This window comes from Paraburkholderia sp. SECH2, assembly GCF_030464795.1.
GTDB classification, from domain to species: Bacteria; Pseudomonadota; Gammaproteobacteria; order Burkholderiales; family Burkholderiaceae; genus Paraburkholderia; species Paraburkholderia aspalathi.
This window is the reverse complement of the sequence record NZ_JALPRH010000003.1, coordinates 392,204-412,002: the sequence shown is the minus strand read 5'-3', so window position 1 is coordinate 412,002 and position 19,799 is coordinate 392,204. Positions and strand designations below refer to the sequence as shown.

Annotated in this window: 19 protein-coding genes; 9 read left to right on the top strand and 10 right to left on the bottom strand. The window is 61.5% G+C overall.

Going from position 1 to position 19,799, the window contains the following annotated elements; genetic code table 11:
- Nucleotides 1-14 precede the first annotated feature (14 nt).
- The 8 genes from kdpB to M0D66_RS08995 form a co-directional block, all read right to left on the bottom strand.
- Nucleotides 15-2,078, bottom strand: a complete 2,064-nt coding sequence (gene kdpB, locus M0D66_RS09030) for a potassium-transporting ATPase subunit KdpB (protein ID WP_093633250.1) — start codon at nt 2,076-2,078, stop codon at nt 15-17.
- A gap of 85 nt (nt 2,079-2,163) precedes the next feature.
- A complete protein-coding gene (gene kdpA, locus M0D66_RS09025) occupies nt 2,164-3,972 on the bottom strand; it encodes a potassium-transporting ATPase subunit KdpA (protein ID WP_211702688.1) in 1,809 nt (602 codons plus the stop codon).
- Nucleotides 3,969-4,064, bottom strand: a complete 96-nt coding sequence (kdpF, locus tag M0D66_RS09020) for a K(+)-transporting ATPase subunit F (protein ID WP_028193906.1) — start codon at nt 4,062-4,064, stop codon at nt 3,969-3,971. Before kdpF ends, kdpA begins: the two co-directional genes overlap by 4 nt.
- A 327-nt stretch (nt 4,065-4,391) precedes the next feature.
- Nucleotides 4,392-5,402 (bottom strand): hypothetical protein, encoded by a 1,011-nt coding sequence (locus M0D66_RS09015; RefSeq protein WP_211702687.1) that lies wholly within the window; start codon nt 5,400-5,402, stop codon nt 4,392-4,394.
- Between the two features lie 180 nt (nt 5,403-5,582).
- Nucleotides 5,583-6,878, bottom strand: coding sequence for a multicopper oxidase family protein (locus M0D66_RS09010; RefSeq protein ID WP_266210611.1), 1,296 nt, complete (start codon nt 6,876-6,878; stop codon nt 5,583-5,585).
- 1 nt (nt 6,879) lies between these two features.
- Nucleotides 6,880-8,313 carry a TolC family protein gene (locus M0D66_RS09005; protein WP_266210610.1) on the bottom strand — a complete coding sequence of 478 codons (1,434 nt, stop codon included), beginning with the start codon at nt 8,311-8,313 and terminating at the stop codon, nt 6,880-6,882.
- On the bottom strand, nt 8,310-8,666 hold the full coding sequence (locus tag M0D66_RS09000) for a hypothetical protein (protein ID WP_200652211.1): 357 nt from the start codon (nt 8,664-8,666) through the stop codon (nt 8,310-8,312). The genes M0D66_RS09005 and M0D66_RS09000 overlap by 4 nt, the downstream gene beginning before the upstream one ends.
- A 93-nt stretch (nt 8,667-8,759) precedes the next feature.
- Nucleotides 8,760-9,293, bottom strand: coding sequence for a hypothetical protein (locus tag M0D66_RS08995; protein ID WP_307850136.1), 534 nt, complete (start codon nt 9,291-9,293; stop codon nt 8,760-8,762).
- Nucleotides 9,294-9,366: 73 nt separating this feature from the next.
- Between M0D66_RS08995 and M0D66_RS08990 the strand changes: the two genes are divergently transcribed.
- The 5 genes from M0D66_RS08990 to M0D66_RS08970 all read left to right on the top strand — a co-directional run bounded on the left by M0D66_RS08990 (nt 9,367) and on the right by M0D66_RS08970 (nt 13,980).
- A complete protein-coding gene (locus tag M0D66_RS08990) occupies nt 9,367-9,564 on the top strand; it encodes a heavy-metal-associated domain-containing protein (protein WP_266210609.1) in 198 nt (65 codons plus the stop codon).
- A 99-nt stretch (nt 9,565-9,663) separates the two neighbouring features.
- Entirely contained in the window at nt 9,664-10,062 is a 399-nt protein-coding gene (locus tag M0D66_RS08985; protein WP_054038385.1) for a DUF305 domain-containing protein, read from the top strand.
- Nucleotides 10,063-10,428: 366 nt separating this feature from the next.
- Complete coding sequence (locus M0D66_RS08980) at nt 10,429-11,748, top strand: MFS transporter (protein WP_266210608.1); 1,320 nt, start codon at nt 10,429-10,431, stop codon at nt 11,746-11,748.
- A 49-nt stretch (nt 11,749-11,797) separates the two neighbouring features.
- On the top strand, nt 11,798-12,757 hold the full coding sequence (locus M0D66_RS08975) for a dihydrodipicolinate synthase family protein (RefSeq protein ID WP_211702682.1): 960 nt from the start codon (nt 11,798-11,800) through the stop codon (nt 12,755-12,757).
- Nucleotides 12,758-12,894: 137 nt separating this feature from the next.
- Nucleotides 12,895-13,980, top strand: coding sequence for a LacI family DNA-binding transcriptional regulator (locus M0D66_RS08970; protein WP_266210607.1), 1,086 nt, complete (start codon nt 12,895-12,897; stop codon nt 13,978-13,980).
- A 26-nt stretch (nt 13,981-14,006) separates the two neighbouring features.
- On the opposite strand, the gene M0D66_RS08965 is transcribed toward M0D66_RS08970, so the two are convergent.
- Complete coding sequence (locus M0D66_RS08965; protein ID WP_266210606.1) at nt 14,007-15,836, bottom strand: ABC transporter transmembrane domain-containing protein; 1,830 nt, start codon at nt 15,834-15,836, stop codon at nt 14,007-14,009.
- Between the two features lie 148 nt (nt 15,837-15,984).
- Between M0D66_RS08965 and M0D66_RS08960 the strand changes: the two genes are divergently transcribed.
- Entirely contained in the window at nt 15,985-16,188 is a 204-nt protein-coding gene (locus M0D66_RS08960) for a hypothetical protein (RefSeq protein ID WP_256457733.1), read from the top strand.
- Nucleotides 16,189-16,231: 43 nt separating this feature from the next.
- Here M0D66_RS08960 and M0D66_RS08955 read toward each other — a convergent pair whose 3' ends face one another.
- Nucleotides 16,232-17,134, bottom strand: a complete 903-nt coding sequence (locus M0D66_RS08955; RefSeq protein WP_256457732.1) for a transcriptional regulator GcvA — start codon at nt 17,132-17,134, stop codon at nt 16,232-16,234.
- Nucleotides 17,135-17,267: 133 nt separating this feature from the next.
- Between M0D66_RS08955 and M0D66_RS08950 the strand changes: the two genes are divergently transcribed.
- From M0D66_RS08950 to M0D66_RS08940, 3 genes are all read left to right on the top strand, one after another.
- Complete coding sequence (locus tag M0D66_RS08950; RefSeq protein WP_200620471.1) at nt 17,268-17,876, top strand: LysE family translocator; 609 nt, start codon at nt 17,268-17,270, stop codon at nt 17,874-17,876.
- 110 nt (nt 17,877-17,986) lie between these two features.
- Entirely contained in the window at nt 17,987-18,616 is a 630-nt protein-coding gene (locus M0D66_RS08945) for a TetR/AcrR family transcriptional regulator (RefSeq protein ID WP_266210605.1), read from the top strand.
- Nucleotides 18,617-18,647: 31 nt separating this feature from the next.
- Nucleotides 18,648-19,667, top strand: coding sequence for a DMT family transporter (locus tag M0D66_RS08940; RefSeq protein WP_256457730.1), 1,020 nt, complete (start codon nt 18,648-18,650; stop codon nt 19,665-19,667).
- The last annotated feature ends 132 nt before the right edge of the window (nt 19,668-19,799 follow it).

Here is a 19,799-nt window from a genome sequence, read left to right as displayed (position 1 = left end):
TTCACTCTTTTGGGTCAGACCCAGCCAAACACGTTCAGCACCATATCGATCAGCTTGATGAACGGGAACGGCAGCAGAATGCCGCCCAGCCCGTAGATCAGCAGATTGCGGCGCAGCAGCGACGCCGCGCCGAGCGGCCGGTACTTCACGCCCTTGAGTGCCAGCGGAATCAGCGCAACGATAATCAACGCATTGAAAATCACCGCCGAGAGAATGGCTGACGACGGCGAGCTCAGATGCATCACGTCGAGCACACGCAATTGCGGATAAGTCGTCGCGAACGCCGCCGGGATGATCGCGAAGTATTTGGCCACGTCGTTCGCAATCGAGAACGTGGTGAGCGAGCCGCGCGTCATCAGCATCTGTTTGCCAATTTCGACGATCTCGATCAGCTTGGTCGGATTCGAATCGAGGTCGACCATGTTGCCGGCTTCCTTCGCTGCCTGCGTGCCGGTATTCATCGCCACCGCGACGTCGGCCTGTGCGAGCGCAGGGGCGTCGTTGGTACCGTCGCCGGTCATCGCCACGAGCCGGCCTTCTGACTGGTGCGAGCGGATCGTGGCGAGCTTGGCCTCAGGCGTCACCTCGGCGAGGAAGTCGTCAACGCCGGCCTCGGCGGCGATCGCTGCCGCGGTCAACCTGTTGTCGCCGGTCACCATGATGGTCTTGATGCCCATCTTGCGCAGTTCGGCGAAGCGCTCCTTGATGCCGCCCTTGACGATGTCCTTCAACTCGATCACGCCCATGCAGCGTGCGCCGCTCTCGCCGCGCACTTGCTGCGCGACGACCAGCGGCGTGCTGCCGCGCCGCGCGATTTCTGTCACCGCCGCCGTCAACTCAGCCGGGAAACGACCGCCGTGCGCCTCGACATAGTGTTTGATCGCATCGGATGCGCCCTTGCGAATCTCACGGTCGGGCAGATCGACACCGCTCATGCGCGACTGTGCGCTAAACGCGAGGAACGTCGCCTGCAATGCGTGCATATCGCGTTCGCGGATATTGAAGCGCTGCTTGGCCAGCACGACGATGCTGCGCCCTTCCGGTGTTTCGTCCGCGAGTGAAGACAACTGCGCCGCGTCGGCGAGCTGTTCCTCCGTGACGCCCGGCGCAGGTGTGAAAGCCGAGGCTTGGCGATTGCCGAGCGTGATCGTGCCGGTCTTGTCGAGCAGCAATACATCGACGTCGCCTGCGGCTTCAACAGCACGGCCCGAGGTGGCGATCACGTTCGCCTGCATCATCCGGCTCATGCCCGCTACGCCGATCGCCGAAAGCAGACCGCCGATGGTGGTCGGAATCAGACACACTAGCAGCGCGACCAGCGCGGTGATCGTGACTACATGCCCTGCTTTCGCGGCTTCGACCGAGAACATCGAGAACGGCAGCAGCGTCGCGGTTGCGAACAGCAGCACGAGCGTCAACGCGACCAGCAGGATCGTCAAGGCGATCTCATTCGGCGTCTTTTGACGCTTCGCCCCTTCCACCATCGCGATCATCCGGTCGAGGAAGGCCTCGCCCGGATTCACGCTGACGCGCACGACGATCCAATCCGACAGCACACGCGTGCCGCCCGTCACCGACGAGAAATCGCCGCCCGACTCGCGGATCACCGGCGCGGACTCGCCCGTGATCGCCGACTCGTCGACCGACGCGACGCCTTCGATCACTTCACCGTCCGCCGGAATCACGTCGCCGGTTTCCACCAGCACGACGTCGCCCTTGCGCAGATCGGTGGCCGTCGTAATGCGAATCGGCGACTTGGGATGCGCCTCCTGCAGCTTCTTCGCCATCACGTCGCGCTTCGCGCCACGCAGCGAAGCCGCCTGCGCTTTCGAGCGCCCCTCAGCGAGCGCCTCCGCAAAGTTGGCGAACAGCACGGTAAACCACAGCCAGAGCGCGATCGCCAGAATGAAACCCGCCGGCGCCTCGGCCTGGCCAGCGAGCGCGGCGACCCACAGAATGGTCGTCAGAATGCTGCCGATGTATACGCAGAACATCACCGGGTTACGCAACTGATGGCGTGGTGCGAGCTTCCTGAACGAATCGACGAGCGCCGGCCGGGCAATCGACGGGTCGAACATCGAGCGCGCCGCGTTGCGCGCCTGACCGATGTTGCCCGGCTGATGAACCGGCGGTTGGAGTCCGTTAGTCATGCTGTCCTCTCAGTCAATGTCCCGCGACCATGATCAGATGTTCAACGACCGGGCCGAGCGCCAGTGCAGGCACGTACGTCAGCGCGCCGACCAGCACCACCGTGCCGAGCAGCAGCACGACGAACAGTGGGCCGTGCGTCGGCAGCGTGCCGGCGGTCGCGGAGATGCGTTTCTTTGCGGCGAGCGATCCGGCGATTGCCAGCACCGGCACAATCGAGCCGAAGCGGCCGAACCACATGGCGATGGCCAGCGTGCTGTTGTAGAACGGCGTATTGACCGAGAGGCCCGCGAAAGCGCTGCCGTTGTTATTGGCGGCCGAACTGTAGGCGTAGAGAATCTCGGAGAACCCGTGCGGCCCGGGATTGGAGACGCCCGCCACGCCGGCCACCGTCAGCACGCCGATTGACGCGCCGACCAGCACGAGCAGCGGCGTGAGCAACACGGCGATCGACACCATCTTCATCTCGTACGACTCGATCTTCTTGCCGATGTATTCCGGCGTTCGCCCGATCATCAGGCCGGCCACGAATACCGCGAGCAAGGCGAACACGAGCATGCCGTACAGGCCCGAGCCCACGCCGCCGAAGATCACCTCGCCGAGTTCGATCAGCAGGAGCGGAACGAAGCCTCCCATCGGCGTCAACGAATCGTGCGTGTTGAGAACGGCGCCACACGAGGCGGCAGTGGTCGCCACGGTAAAGATGCCGGACTGCGCGATGCCGAAGCGGGTTTCCTTGCCTTCCATGTTGCCGCCCGTTTGCGCGGCCGACGCCGTTTGATCGACATGCAGCGACGCATACAGCGGGTTGCCGTTCTGCTCAGACGAAATCTCGCCCCAACAGGCGACCGCGAACGCGATCGTCATCGCGGCAAGCACCGCATAGCCCTGCCGCTTGTCGCCCACCATCCGGCCGAACACCAGGCACAACGCAGCAGGGATAACGAGCATCGCTATCATCTGAACGAAGTTGGCGAACGGCGTCGGGTTCTCGTACGGATGCGCGGAATTGGCGTTAAAGAAGCCGCCGCCGTTGGTGCCGAGCATCTTGATCGCTTCCTGCGACGCAACCGGCCCCATGGCGATGGTCTGCTTGTCGGCCTTGTTGTCCACCATCACCGGGTTGCCCTTGGCGTCCTTGACGGGATTGCCCTGGGCATCGGTCTTCGGCGTCTGATACGTCGTCACCTGCAGCGTCGGCACGTCTTCGTATGACTTGAAGTTCTGAAGCACCCCTTGACTGATCAGGACGAGCGCAATGACCGTCGCGAGCGGCGCGAGGATATACAGCGTGATACGCGTCAGATCGACCCAGAAATTGCCGATCGTCGTGGCCGTATGGCGCGCGAAACCGCGAATCAGCGCGATCACGACAGCAATGCCGGTGGCGGCTGAGAAGAAGTTTTGCACCGTCAGCGCGGCCATTTGAGTCAGATAGCTGACCGTCGATTCCGGCGTGTAGTCCTGCCAGTTCGTGTTGGTCACGAAGCTGACCGCCGTGTTGAAGGCGGCGTCGGGCGTCATCGGTCCGAAGCCCTGCGGGTTCGCGGGGAGCCATTGTTGCAAACGCAGAAATCCGTACACCGCGAGCACGCCGAGCGTGTTGAAGACCAGCACGGCCAGCGCGTAGTGCTTCCACGACATTTCGGCGCTGGGGTCGACCCCAGCGAGCTTGTAGAGCGCGGTTTCGATCGGACGCCCTATCCGGCGCACGACGACCGAAGAACCGTCCACCACGGCGGTCATGTAACGTCCGAGCGGAATGGCGAGCGCGATCAGCACGACGATAAACAGGCCGGGCTGAAACAGGTTGTTGAAGTTCATTCGAGAGCCTCCGCGCGTAGCAAGGCATACACGAGGTAAGCGAACAGAATCAGCGTCGAGGCCGCCGCGAGCCAGGTCATCCAGGTGGTCATGGACGGCCTCCGGGGGCGCGGTGAAGCTTGTCGCAGCCAATCACGAAGCCCGCGACGAGGCCGCTGAATGCAATGATGGCGATGAGGTAAAGCAGATCCATGGTCCGGTCTCCCACAGGGGACTCCTGCACCATGAAATTTAGGAAAATCCGCGTAAACGCAGCGTTAATACTTCGCGCGGTTTCGTAAAAACGATGGACGTGGTGCGGGAGAGCGCTGGGTTAAGGCAGCGGTATGGTCTTGCTGGGGGACTTTCGGGCTTTCGTACTGCTGTTTGAAAACGGCTGGCGCTTGAGTGGCTTAAGCGGCCTAAGAGACTTAAAGGGCTTAAGCCGCCTTGGCCGCCTTACTCGCTTGAACCGCCTGGGCCACCTGAGCGGCTTGAGCAGCTTCGCGCGCAGCCTGTTCGATCCAGAGCCGGCTATCGGGAAACCAGAACGCGTCCGGGCGCGGCGGCGAGACGAGCTTCACCGGAAGGGAGGGATTGAATATCTTCGACCATGCGGACAGATAGGACGGTGTCTTCACGAGGAAGCCGCAATTGGCCAGGAGCAGGCAGGACACCAGCGCCTCGCGGCCGATTTCGAGTCCCGGATAGCCGCTGAAGTGAACGGGCGTGCTGCCACGGGCGAGATGTTTTGCCGGTGCGACTCTGACCGGCTTGCTGAATGGCCAGGCGACAAAATAATCGATAAACGCCCGTTCGTCGCTGGAGACAAAAATATTGGTCAAGTGCGGGTTTTCAGCAAGCGAGGCTTCCACCTGCCGGCAAAAGCTTCCCCACGAAACCGGGATGGCTTCCTGCGCCTTGTCGGTCCCTCTGAAATGCGCGCCAAGGGTCGACGGGCCGAGCCCGAGCTTCTGGCAGATCGCATCGACTTCTTCGCAGATATGCGCGGCCGGACGATAGTGCGCGAAGAAAAGCTCGCTTGCACTCCTCAGTCGAAGCCGCGCTTCATAACGCTGACGAAAGCCGAGTTGAACCAGGTCGCGCACTGTCGACGTTCTGATCTTATGAGTGATCGTGACTCCGGAGGTGGTGTGCACGGACTCGAAGAAGGCCGAGAACCAGTCCAGCTTCCCTTCGGCATCACCATACAGCCCGCCGCGTGCACTGATGCACGGGGTGAGGCATTTCTCGTCGCAATACATCAGAATAAACAGGACCATCTGCATCACGGAGAAGAAACCGGAGTTCTCCTGAATCTCGATGGAAAAAATGCCCCTATTCAAACGCTGTGTTGCATGGAGGGAAATCCGGCGCGGCATGGCCACGCTATGCTTGAATCCCTCGCTACGTCGGATCTGTTTCGCCCGATCGACTACCTTTCTCAACATGCCTGACTCCTAATTAATTAGGTATTTTTTAAAATGGCACGGACCTGTTTGCTGCGAAGGAAGGGACGGTTGAGCATAACATTTCAAAAGCACGACCACGTAAAGTTTGGCTCATCTTGGTGAGCTAGCGTACAAAGGATCGGTAAGGTTTTCCCTGGATGGCCGCGCCGCACTGCCGGCTCAACCCTCCGGCATCTCGCCGGTGTACTCATAGGCCACCGTCCCCTTGGGATGCCTGAACCACCCCGGATCGCGATAGTCGTTGCGCCCCAATCCCTCCCGCACTTTCACGACGGTGAACATGCCGCCCATCTCCAGCGCGCCGAACGGCCCCGTGCCGGTCATCATCGGCAGCGTGTTGTCGGGCAGCGGCATTTCCATTCCGCCCATCGAGCCGCCCGTGCTGCCCATCGCCATGTATTCGGGCACCAGCTTGTTGATGCGTTGCGCGAGGTCCTTCTGCGGCACACCGATCAGGTTCGGGACCTGATGACCCATCGCGTTCATCGTGTGATGAGACTTGTGGCAATGAAACGCCCAGTCGCCCGGACGGTTCGCCGTGAACTCGATGGCGCGCATCTGGCCGACGGCCACGTCCGCGGTCACCTCGGGCCAGCGGGCGGACGGTGGAATCCATCCACCGTCCGTGCCCACCACTTCGAAGTGATAGCCGTGCAGATGGATCGGATGATTGGTCATCGTCAGATTGCCGACGCGGATGCGCACACGATCGCCGGCGCGTACCGGCAAGGAATCAATGCCTGGAAAGACGCGCGCATTCCACGTCCACATGTTGAAGTCGGTCATCTCGTTCACGCGCGGCGTGAAACTGCCCGGGTCGATATCGTATGCGGACATGATGAATACGAAGTCGCGATCCACCTGCATGACGCCCGGGTCTTTCGGATGAACAATGAATGTACCCATCATGCCCATTGCCATCTGCACCATCTCGTCGGCATGCGGGTGATACATGAAGGTGCCGTGTTTCTCCAGTTGAAACTCATAGACAAAGGTCTTGCCCGGCGGAATGTGCAGCTGCGTGAGACCGCCGACGCCATCCATGCCGCACGGCAGGAGCATGCCGTGCCAGTGAACCGTGGTGTGCTCCGGCAGCTTGTTGGTCACGAAGATGCGCACCTTGTCGCCTTCAACGGCCTCGATGGTCGGCCCTGGCGCCTGGCCGTTATAGCCCCACAGGTTCGCGCTCATGCCCGGCGCCAGTTCACGCACCACCGGCTCGGCAATCAGATGAAACTCCTTCCAGCCATTCTTCATACGCCACGGCAGCGACCAGCCGTTCAACGTGGCGACGGGTGCATAGGGCCGGCCGTTTGGAGGAGCGAGCGGCGCCTGCATCGCGGCCATGGCCATCGTGGGCGCTTCAGGCAATGAGGCAGCGCCGGCCTTGCTGACGAGTGCTGCGCCCAACAACGCGGTTCCAGAGCCGCCCAGAAAATTTCGACGAGACACCATGTCATTGACCTTCGGAATCGGTGGATGACGCTTGCGGCGTCATGGATGTAAATGGCGCAGCGGCCATCGCGAGGGGCGGCAGACGACCACCGAGCGACTGCTGCAGGTCGGTTTCCGCGAGCCAATAGTCTTTGAGCGCGTCGATATAGCTATTCACCGCGCCGATCTGGTCGCGCGAATCGGCGAGCAGTTCGAACACGCTCGCGAGCATGCCGTTATAGCGAAGCAGCAGTTCGTCCGAAATCGTTTTGCGGATGGGTACGACTTCGTCGCGATAGTGCTTCGCAACGTCGTAGTCGGTCACATAAGCCGAATACGATTCTCGAACCTCTGAGCGCGCGTTGATCGCGGTCTCGGCGACGCGGTTCGCCGACTGCAGATAGATCGCTTCGGCGCGCGCTACTTTCGAGGCGCCCCAATCGAAAATCGGAATCTCGACGCTGATCTCGTAGCCCTGTTCGCGGCCGTCGGAGGTCGTGAAATTGTTCTGATAGCCCACATCCAGCGCATTGATGAATCGCGTTGCCCTACTTAGGCCCAGTGAGCTTGCAACGCTCTGCGTCTGGAGTTTTTCTGCTTGTATGTCCAGGCGATTCTGCATCGCGAAGTGTTCGAGGTCCTGCAATTCGGGCCTCGTTGCAGGCAGGTCAGGCAGACGCTCGGGAAGGTCGTACTGCGCTTGCGAGCCCCATAGGCCCATCGTGCGAGTGAGTTTTTCTCGCGCGGCTACCTGTTGCTGCCGCGCTTTCGCTAGTTGCGCCACAGCTTCCGCGTAGAAGGCCTGCTCACGTGCATAGTCGAGCTTGCTGAAGTTGCCGGCTTGCTGCATACGCAACGCGAGTTCGGCGCCGGCTTCTGCCGAGTCCTTCACCTGCTCTGCGTAGACAGCGGACTGCTTCGCCGCGACGGCACCGATATAGGCGCGTCGGGCATCGGCGGCGACCTTGAGCATGGCGTCCGCTGCGAGCAACCGGGTCTGCTCGAAACGGCGACTCTCGATGCGTGTCGCCAACGGCAGCGTCAGCACGTTCAGCAAGCCGAGCGTAAATGTGCGGCTGATGCTCAGATCGTTGCCGCCGTGCGTGCGGCTGAATGTGAAGCCGGGATTCGGCAGTCGTCCCGCCTGCACCAGGTCCGCCTCGGCAATGCCGAGTTCGCTATACGAGGCCTGCAATCCGCGGTTATTCAACAGAGCGATCTGGATCGCGTCGTCCATGCCGAGTGGCCGGGATAGCAGTTCCTGTGTGCGTTTGGCGATAGCGTTTCGGTCTTCGTCTGTCTTGACTAGTACAGCGTCTTTGCCGAGCCGCTGCGATGCTGTGGTGGACACGGTGTCGAAGCCACCGTCCTTCGAAAAGGTCGTGCAGCCGGCGAGGAACGCCAATGCAGTAGTGGCAGCAATGACGCGGCCGGTGGGAAAGAGAGGCGGCTTCATTCTGCCGGCCCCTCTTGATGAGAAGCGTGGCCGCTGTGGTTGGCGTGAGGGTTGGAGCCGTGGTCGGAGTTGTGGTTGGCACCAGCGTTGGCACTCGCTTTCGCATCGCCCGAATGCACTTGACCGTGGTCCATCTGCAGCTTGCCCGATGGACTCGCCACCGCGCGATTAAGCGCTTGCCAGCTTGGGGCCTTCTGTTCCCGATATGGCCGATAGTCCGCGAAGGCAGACGGCACATTGACCGCAGGAACCGATGCTGCTGCATCCACCGGATCAGGAGGGAGTGATATGGCGTGCACGAGCACCGGCAATACTGCCGTCGCGCCGAGCAGCGCTGCAATAAACGTTCGCATTGATTTTCTCGTCGTATGCCACCCGGACGGCCGACGTGCAACGTGCGGCCATCAAGGCGAAATTGAACATCGCAGCATCACGCTGCGAAGGAACTAGACGAAAGAGATTCGAGGAGGTCGTTCGATGCCGTCAGTCAGAAATGACGCGACACGAACAGAGGGAGCAAGAGGTACAGCGAAATGGACTGCGTCAGCAGATATCGCCGCAACCGGAGCGGCCGGCAAGCCGCCGCCGAAACAGCACGACGCGCAGGCCGAGCAGGCATGCGCATGATGCGCGCCGTCAGGGTGACTGTGGTTTTGCGAGTGATCACCGGCGATGTCATTGGCGCTATCGGCCATCATCGCGGCATGGTTATGGTGGTGAGTCGCCACGCCAGCATTCTCATGGAGCGTGGACACCCCTTCTCCACCAACATGCGAGGACTCGCATTTCATGGAGACGGCCGCGAACGACTGAACCGGAAGGCTCAGCACGAGCAGCACGACGAGAAAGAGTTTGCGCCAGTAAGACATGGGTACGGAGTCTAGCACGCTGTTTAAGAGGAACGTAAGGCTGGAACCGCTACAGTCTGTGGCGGCTTTTTGCGTCGATAGGGCCACGCTTGGCGGCAGAATAAACAACATGGACGTATATGCTTGACCTTCCCTCAGTGGGAAGGTCCAAGCTTAAATTCTGATTTCTCATCGGAGGCAAGAAATGGAATTCCAGATCCCGGACATGTCATGTGGCGGATGCGCCAACGCCATTACCCGTGCAGTCACTCGCATCGATCCAGAGGCGAAGCTCGACGTCGAGGTCGCCGTTAAAATCGTGAAGGTCGCATCGACCTTGCCGCCGGAACGCGTGATCGAGGTAATCGAAGCGGCGGGGTTTCACCCCTCGCTCAAGCGCTAAGCGGATCACATGAAGCATGTGTCTATCGATTAAGCTAAGCACCCTGTTCGCAGCATCACGGTCACCCGCTATCACTGTTTCCCCAACGGAAAACCCAATATGAAAAACCTTCGTGCATTCCGTGCCCTTTGCCTTTTCAGCAGCGTTGCGTTTGCTGTCGCCGCGGCGCCCGTCTACGCCCAGCAGGCTGCGTCGATGCCCGGCATGGACATGTCCGGTTCAGCGGATGCCGGGTCGAGCGCATCGACCCAGGCGTTCAAGGACGCCGACGAGAAAATGATGCAGGCCATGGATGCGCCCGCCTACACGGGCGATGCCGACAAGGACTTCGTCGCCCACATGATTCCGCATCATCAAGGCGCGGTCGAAATGGCGCAGGTGGAACTGAAATACGGCAAAGATCCCGACTTGAAGCGCCTCGCCCGAAACATCATCAAGGCGCAACACGACGAGATCGCCTTCATGCAACGCTGGCAGGCGAAGCACGGCGTGAAGTGACAACGGGCAACCTGCCCGCTCTGACGCCTCCGACGCTTTAGCGTTTCAACACCGCGCCTGGCTTCGCGGCGGCGCCTGCGCCGCCCCGAACGCTGGAATTCAGCCGCGAATGACTGGTGTTTACCCGCCAAACCCACTCTGACACTTGCCACTTCGTCGGAATGTGGCTCAAAATGTAAGCGCTATCATTTTAAACACGCAGCTTTAGCTAGCTGAAATGACCACCTGATACACGGTCAACACGTCAATATGTAAGCGCTAACATAGCGCGAGTAATGGCAATTGGAGAACCCCGATCTCCCGGCAACCTGACACCGCATCAGCGCGCCCCACCCCAAACAAAGACTTAAACCGGAGACAACCAGCATGAGCGCCACCCCGAATCTCGAGCAGGCCCCACCGAAAATCCGCCGCGCCCAGATCGTGGCGCTCACGCTGCTGATGGTGAGCGGCATCGTCAACTATCTGGACCGTGGAACGCTCGCGGTAGCCAATCCGTTGATCCGTCATGACCTGGGGCTCTCGCTCGGCCAGATGGGTCTGCTGCTGTCCGCGTTCTCCTGGAGCTACGCGTTGTTCCAGTTGCCGGTGGGCGGCCTCGTCGACCGGATCGGACCGCGCAAGCTGCTCGGCATCGGCCTGATCGTCTGGTCAATCGCGCAGGCCTCCGGCGGATTCGTCTCGACTTTCGGCTGGTTCGTCCTTGCGCGAATCGTACTGGGCATCGGCGAGGCGCCGCAGTTTCCGTCGGCGGCGCGTGTCGTCAGCAACTGGTTTCCGTTGCGCGCGCGTGGCAAGCCGACCGGCATCTTCAATTCGGCGTCCCCGCTCGGTACGGCGCTCGCGCCGCTTTGCCTGTCGATCATCGTGGTTCAGTTTCACTGGCGCTGGGCCTTCATCGTGACGGGCGTGCTGGGTCTGGTGGTCGCTGTCGTATGGCTCGCGGTGTATCGCGATCCCGTCAAAGCCACGATGAGCGAAGCAGAGCGGCGCTATCTCGAAGGCGACAAAGCGGACCGCAAGCCGGCCCCCGCGGTCACGTTCGCCGACTGGCGTTCGCTGTTTTCCCACGGAACCACGTGGGGCATGCTGATCGGCTTCTTCGGCTCGGTCTACCTGAACTGGGTGTACCTCACGTGGCTGCCTGGCTACCTGACGATGGAGCGGCACATGAGCCTGATGCATACGGGCATTGCTGCGTCGATACCGTTCTTCTGCGGCTTTCTGGGCTCGCTCACGGCCGGCTGGTTCTCCGATCTCATCACGAGCGGCAGCTCGAACCCGGTCACCAGCCGCCGCAATGCGGTGGTGATCGCGATGCTCGGCATGGTCGCGTTCACCATTCCGGCGGCGCTCGTCGAGAGCAACACGATCGCGATCGTGTGCATCTCGGTGGTGATCTTTCTGGCGAACGCCGCCTCCGCCAGTTCATGGGCGCTTGCCACCGCCGCCGCACCGCCGAACCGCGTCGGCTCACTCGGCGCGATCCAGAACTTCGGCGGCTTTCTGGGCGGCGCCCTCGCACCGATCCTGACCGGCTATATCGCTCAGACCTGGTCGTTCGTCCCTGCTTTGCTGACGGCCGCCGGCATCGCGTTTGCCGGCGCCATGAGCTACCTCCTGCTGGTGCGCAAACCGATCGACGACCAGCCCGTCTCCACTGAAACCCTGCGCGCGCCCGCCTGAAGGCGGCCGCTGCGCCCTCTCATCGAACTCTTCCCCGGAGATCAACAACATGACTACCGCCAAGCAAGCCACGACCTCAGTTGAGGGCATCGTTCCCGTGATGCTGACGCCGTTCGACGATTCCGGCGCCATCGACTACGCCGGACTCGAACGCCTGATCGAGTGGTACATCGCGCACGGATCCGACGCGCTGTTCGCCGTCGCCCAATCGAGTGAAATGCAGTTTCTGACGCTCGCCGAGCGTGGCGCGCTGGGACGCTTCGTCGTTGAGAAGGTCGCCGGCCGCATTCCTGTCGTGGTCTCGGGCCACATCAGCGACGACGCCGATGCCCAGGCCGAAGAGCTGAACGTCGCCGCGTCTACCGGCGCGCAAGGCGTCGTGCTCGTGACGAACCGGCTCGATCCGAATCGTCAGGGAACGGAGGCCTTCGCGGCCAATCTCAAGCGGCTCCTCACGCGACTTCCTTCGGACATGCCGCTCGGTTTGTACGAATGCCCCGCGCCCTACCGCCGGCTGCTGTCCGACGATGAACTGAAGCTCTGCATCGATACCGGCCGCTTCATCATGCTGAAGGACGTGAGTTGCGATCTCGCGACCGTCAAGCGGCGCGTCGCGCTCGCCCAAGGCTCGCCGCTGAAGATCCTGAACGCCAACGCGGCCATCGCGTGGGACGCCATGAAGGCCGGTTCCGCAGGCTTCAACGGTGTATTCACGAACTTCCACCCGGATCTGTACAACTGGCTGCGCAATGACGCGGCACAGGACCCGGCTCTCGCGGAGGAACTCGCGACGTTTCTCGTGCTCGCCGCCGTATCCGAAGCGCTCGGTTACCCCGCGCTTGCAAAGATCTATCACCAGCGTATCGGCACGTTCGATTCGATTCGCTGCCGCGCGATCGACTATGACGTGCGCGAACGTTTCTGGGCGCTCGACGCGGTACTCGACAAGATCGTCGCCGGCACCGAGCATTTCCGCTCGCGCATCGCCGCACTCGGTCAACGCGGGTAGGCTCGTGGGCATCAGCCGTCAGAAACACCCAGTGACCGGAACGCGAGCACCCACTGCCATATCCGCCCGCGCTTCGCGCGCGCAGGCGGCGGTAAGATGTCGGGCGTTCTCCGATTCACTCTTCGTTTTCTGATCCAATGCCCGATTCCGCCGACTCCCCCGCGTCCTCGGCCACCGTCCGAACCCCGACGAACCGTGCCCGCCGCAACACGGGCCGTACCGTGCTGTCCGATGTCGCCAAGCTTGCGGGCGTATCGACGGCGACCGTATCGCGGGTCTACAACGAGCCGGACAAGGTCTCGGCAAACGTGCGCGAGCGTGTCGAACACGCCGCGCTCACGCTCAACTGGTTCCCCAACGCAGCGGGCCGCGCGCTTGCTTCGACGCGCAGTCACATTGCCGGCATCATCATTCCAACGCTGGACGACCAGGTGTTCGCTTCGCAAGTGAGCGCCATGCAGGCTGCGTTCGCGGCACGCGGCATCACACTCGTGCTCGGCTGCTCGAACTACGATCCGGCGCAGGCGCTCGTGCAGGTGCGCGCCATGCTCGCACGCGGTGTCGAGGCGATGGCCGTGGTTGGCGAGGCTCACCCGCCCGAATTATTCGAGGCGTTGCGCAGTTATCGCGTGCCTTATGCGGTCACGTACGCGTATCGCAAGGACAGTCCACATATCTGCGTCGGCTTCGACAATCACGCGGCCTACACGGAGATCACCGAACATCTGATCGGCCTCGGGCATCGCTCGTTCGCGGTCTGCATTCAGCCGACGCGTGACAACGATCGCGTGCAGGCGCGCGTGGCAGGCATCCGCTCGACACTCGAACGCCATGGCCTCGCGGTGCGGCCGGAGCACATGCTCGAAGGCAAATCAACGATCGAATTCGGCCGACGCTGCCTGCGCTCGATCTGGCAAGCGCCATGCGAGCACCCGACCGCGATCATTTGCGGCAACGATCACATCGCGCTGGGCGTCCTGCGCGAGGCGGAGGAACTGGATATCGCCATTCCCGGTGAACTATCCGTAACGGGCTTCGACGATCTTGAGATCGCGAAAGAGCTACGCCCCGCACTGACGACGATGCGAGTCGACACGTACGAGATCGGGCGTCTTACCGCGCAGTATCTGCTCGATGTGCTCGACGGCAAGCGCCCGCAGCACGGACACGAAGTGCGTGCGCTATTCCAGCTCAGGCAATCGACCGGGCCGAGCGCGCGATAGCTGCGCGGTTGCGCATGGCTGCTTTGTCACACCGAGTCAATCGGATCGCTCACCGCGCCTTGCTGCACCGCGTGCCCCAACTGCTCGCCGAACTGCAGAGCGGCAAGCTGCGCATAGAGCGGTGAACTCAGAAGAAGCTCTGCGTGACGGCCCTGCGCGACGATGCGGCCTTGTTCCAGTACGACGATGCGGTCAGCCTGTTGCACAGTCGCAAGACGGTGCGCGATAACCAGTGTGGTGCGGTTCTGCGCGGCATTGTCCAACGCCTTTTGCACCAGCCGTTCACTGGCGGCATCGAGCGCGCTGGTCGCTTCGTCCAGCAGCAGAATGGGCGGATTCTTCAGGATCGCGCGAGCGATCGCAATGCGCTGGCGCTGTCCGCCAGACAACCGCACGCCACGCTCGCCGAGAAAGGTGTCGTAGCCTTGCGGCAGTTCGTCGATAAAGCCGGCCGCAGCGGCCATCTCGGCCGCCCGTTGCACTTGCTCGAGCGTGGCTTCCGGCGCGCCGTAGCGGATGTTGTCGAGCACGCTGCCGGAAAAAATCACCGACTCCTGCAACACCACGCCGATTTCCTTGCGCAACTCGACGAGCGGCACATCGCGCGTCGGGACGCCGTTGATCAGAATGCTGCCTGACTGCGGATCGTAAAAACGCAACAGCAATTGAAACAACGTGGTCTTGCCCGCACCGGACGGTCCGACCAAAGCGACATGTTCGCCCGGACGGACATCGAGCGAGAGTGCGGAAAGCGCTGCGATGCCGGGGCGCGACGGATACGAGAAGCCGACGTTGTCGAAGCGGATGCCCTCGCCTCGCGCAGGCAGCGCGACCGTGGTCTCGGCCTGCACCACCGGCGAACGCGCCGCCAGCAGTTGCAGCAAACGTTCAGTGGCACCGGCAGCGCGCTGCAGATCGCCCCACACTTCGGCAACTGCTCCCACGGCACCCGCCGTGAACACCGCGTAGAGAATGAACTGCGACAGCTGGCCCGCTGTCATCCGCCCAGCCAGCACCGCCTGCGCGCCGAGCCACAGCACGAACACGATGGCGCTGAACACCAGCACGATCACCACGGCGGTCAGCCAGGCGCGCGCGCGAATGCGCGTGAGCGCCGTATCAAAGGCTGCTTCCACCGCGCCGGCAAAGCGCCGCACCTCGAAGGGTTCCTGCGTATACGACTGCACGGTCGGCATGGCATTGAGCACCTCGCCTGCCAACGCGCTGGTGTTCGCGATCTTGTCCTGGCTCGCGCGCGAGAGCCGCCGCACACGCCGGCCGAAGATCACGATCGGCGCGACCACCACGACCAGCGTCGCGATGATGTAGCCGGACAGCACCGGGCTCGTCACCGCCAGCATCGCCACGCCGCCGACCAACAGGAAGAAGTTGCGCAATCCCAGCGACAGGCTCGTGCCCACCACCGCCTGGATCAGGGTGGTGTCGGCGGTGAGTCGTGACAGCACCTCGCCGGTTTGCGTGGTCTCGAAGAACTGCGGACTCATTCCCAGCACATGATCGTAGACGGCTCGCCGCAAGTCGGCCGTGACCCGCTCTCCCAGCCACGACACGAGGTAGAAGCGCAGCGCCGTAGCGGCGGCCAGTACCAGCGAAACGAGAAACAGCGCGAAGAAATAGCGATCGATGTGCGCCCGGTCGCCTCCCGCGAAGCCACGATCGATCAGGTATTTGAACGCCACCGGCAACACCAGCGTGGCGCCGGCCGAGGTCACCAGCGCGAGGAACGCGAGCGCCCAGCGGCCCGCATAGGGGCGCAGGAAGGGCAACAGGGCAAACAGAGGGCCGATACGTCGTGAAGCGGATGCAGGCGGCGAAGACGGGACAGCGTCTGACATGGAAATTCCCTGGTGAATCGGAGGTCACCCCGATTGTGCCAGTCCTGTGGATTCGAAGGCGGTTCACGTAAAAGCCTCTTTCACGTGCTTGCCGCGACTGGCCATCTGTATCAAGATCAAGCCGACTCATCCGGACCTGGCTATTCCCATGAAAGACGACTCTGACTCCGATTCCGATCCCGACAAACTGAAAGGCCCCGGTGGTTTGACGCTGCGCCAGATCCACAATCAGGTGCAAAAGAGCGTCGAGCGCGACCGCGAAGAGCAGGCATCACGCAACGCTATCGCTCCGCAACGGAGCAGGTGGCAGCGTTGGATACGTTACGTGTGGGGCCGCAGCGGGCGTCGTTAGGTGGCGAAGATGGCCGCGCAAAGCCAATGGGTAGCCACAGACCCTAGACGATGGAAATCGGCTCCGCACTCTGCTTCGCCTCAGAAAGCAGCCAGTTCCGGAAAGCCACGACGTTGGCGCGCTCCAGCGCCGCAGCCGGATACACAAGCCAGTAGCTGTAATCGTTGGGCAGCACGACGTCGAAAGGCTGTACCAGTCGACCGGTACGCAGATCGTCCGCGGCGAGCATCAGCCGGCCTAATGCCACTCCCTGCCCCTCCACCGCGGCTTGCAATGCGAGGCTCGTGTCGTTAAACGACGCGCCAGCATCCATGTCGAGTCCCGCTATTCCCGCCTCGTCGCACCAGTGCCGCCACGCCTCGCGCGGCGTGTCGTACAACAAGCGGACATGGCGCAAGTCGGTCGGAACACGAATGGCAGGCGGCCCATCGGCGAGCGTCGGACTGCAGACCGGACTCAGCGTTTCACGAGCAATCAGGTCAGCTTTCACACCGGTCCATTTCCCGAGTCCTGAGCGAATGCCGAGATCGAAGCGCTCCGTTGCGAATGTCCACACATCAGCCGAACTATCGAGGCGCACGTCGATGTCCGGATGCAAGACGCGAAACGCTTCAAGACGCGGCACCAGCCATCGCGAAGCGAACGACGGCAGAACCGTGATGCGCAGCGGCCGCGCATCGGGCTCCATCAGACGCAGCGTTGCCGCCGCGATGCGATCGAGCGCGCCGGCCAGTTCCGGAAGATAGGCTTCGCCCTTTGCGGTGAGCTTCAGCGCATGCCCGCGACGCTCGAACAAACGAAAGCCCAACCAATCCTCGAGCTGGCGAATCTGATGACTGATGGCCGCCTGCGTTACATACAGTTCGGCAGCAGCACGGGTAAAGCTCAGATGCTGGGCCGCGGCTTCAAAGGCGCGCAGCGCACCTAGCGGAGGCAGGCGTCGCATGGATTCGTCGATTACCGTGGTTTATCGAGAGCATGAAGATAACCCGTTTGTGACGCAGGAGGAAGTCGCTTCTAATCACACACTGCGCGGGCAAACGTGATGTCCCGGCTCCTTATCGACATGAGGTCAATCGATGATTGCATGGAACATCTGGATCCTGTTTCTTGGCTACACCGTACCGATGGTCGTCAGCCCCGGTCCCGGTAACACGGTCCTCGCGACCGCCGGCGGCCGCTACGGCGTGGCCGGCTCGATTCCATTCTGGGCCGGCTTCGAAATAGCCAATCTCGTGTTGTGCCTCGTCTACGGACTGGGTCTCGGCAAGGTGCTGCACGGCCACCCCGAAATCCAGATGGTGCTCAAGTGGGCGGGCACCGTCTATCTGCTCTATCTTGCCTGGGGATTTTTTCGTTGGTCGGCCCAATCCGCAAACAGCAGCGAGCAGGATCATTCACGCCTGAATACCGGCGACGGATTTCTATCCGTGATCCTCAACCCCAAGATTCACTCGATGATTCTGGTAATGTTTTCGCAGTTTCTCGACTCGGCAAAACCGCTCCCGGGACAAGTCTTTCAGTTCGCGGCAGCGTTTCTCGTGGTGTGCATGGTCTGCCATTTTCCATGGATCTATGGCGGCCAGTTGATTCTTCGCCGGTTTCGATCCGCACGTGCGTTGCGGATTCAGGGACGTGTGTTCGGTATCTGCATGATCCTCGTGGCGGCTTATGTCGCCTTCGCCTGAAACGCGATGTTGCTGCACGTGCAATTGCCGCAGCACGTCAGCGCTGGCTGTACCGGGTGACCTCGAACACACTTGAATTTCAGAACGATCAGTCTTAATATTGTTTCACCATGAGACGACACCCTCCTTCCGCCAGCCCTTCCGTCCCGTCGCCCGAGCGCGGGCGGCCACGTGAATTCGATCTTGACGAAGTAACCGGCATTGCCGGCAAAGTCTTCTGGGAACAGGGCTACCATGCAACGTCGATTGAATCCTTATGCCAGTCAACGGGCCTTTTCCGTGCCAGCCTCTACAGTACGTTCGGCGATAAACACGGGCTTCTGGTCGCCGCATTCGACCGCTACGCAGAAGGCGCCATTGCTCGCCTGAAAGAGCGACTCGCCGCCGATCTGCCGCCGCGAGAAGCACTTCGTGAGGCTTTGCTTCACTACACGCAGGTCGCCAGCAAGCTGTCGGGGCGCCACGGATGCCTCATCACAAACGCAGCCATCGAAATGTTGCCGGCTGACGAGGCTTTGCGCCCTCACATCGAGACCACCTTGAGACGTATTGCCTCACATCTGGTAGCTGCAGTGGTTCGCGGCCAACAAGCGGGGGAATTCAACGCCGAACTCGACGAGCAATCTGTCGGCAACTTTCTGCTCTGCATGGTTCAGGGCTTGCGCGTGCTGGGGAAAGTGAATGTGAGCAGGAACGAACTGGTGTCGATCGTAGACATGACTATGCGAGCGCTGGTCTAAAAAATTTTTCCTATTTCTGGAACGATCATTCATGAATAAACCCATCGAATTTTCTGTCACGCCAGTGTCGGGTCGGGGTAGCCCGTCTGCCGGTCTGGTTGCGCAGTCGATCCGCGGTAGCTACTGGAAGGGCGTTGCGTTTTGCGTGGTGGCAACGATCTTGATGGGCATCATGTTTCCAGTGATGACGAGCGCCCTTGTGTATGTCGATCCATTTACGTTTACGTCGCTCAGGTACCTGATCGCCGGCGCGGCGTTTCTCACCCTGTTGCTGATAAAGGAAGGAAAGGGGGCGCTGAAGGCGAATGGGGAATCGTTCGCCCTGGCGTGGCTGCTCGGGTCGGTCGGCTTTTGCGGATTCGGATCGTTCGTCTTTCTGGGACAGCAACTGGCGGGGCGCGAGGGTGCACTGACTGCATCGATCATGATGGCAACGCAGCCCATGATGGGCCTGCTCGTGAACTCGATCGTGCGCAAACACCGCCCGCCGTTCTATTCGTTTCTGTTCATTCTGATGTCATTCGCCGGCGTCTCGCTTGTGGTGACAAAAGGGGACGTCGCTGCCGTTCTGCGCGAACCGCAGCACTATTCGGCGAACGCCTTGATCGTCCTCGGCGCGCTGTGCTGGGTGATATATACCTTTAGCGCGTCCCACTTCAAGCGCTGGTCCGCACTCAAATACACGACGATGACCACCTGGCTCGGACTTACCACGATCGTTGGCCTGAACGTGGTGTTGTTCGCGCTTCACGTTGTACCGGTGCCATCAGCAACGGCATTGCATGCGATCGTCCCTCACCTTCTCTATATGGGCCCGATCGCCGGCTTCATCGCGATCCTGTTCTGGAACACGGGTAACAAGATTCTCACCCCGCTCAACGGCGTTCTGTTCATGGACGTGTTGCCAGTCACGACCTTCGTGGTGTCTTCGTTGACCGGTGTGGTTCCGGGACATTGGCAAATCGCAGGCGCGTGCATGACTGGCGCCGCGCTAATCTTCAACAACATCTATTTGCGACGCCAGGCCCGGAAACCGGCATTGCAATGCTAGTGAGCGAGCCCGGCGTATCGATTTCGACGATCCGGAACAGATAAACGCGTGCGAGAGCGGAAAACATCGAAACGACACTGCAGCGCTGGTAAAGTGCCGGTAATTTGGTTGCTTCCGCCACGTATTCACTCA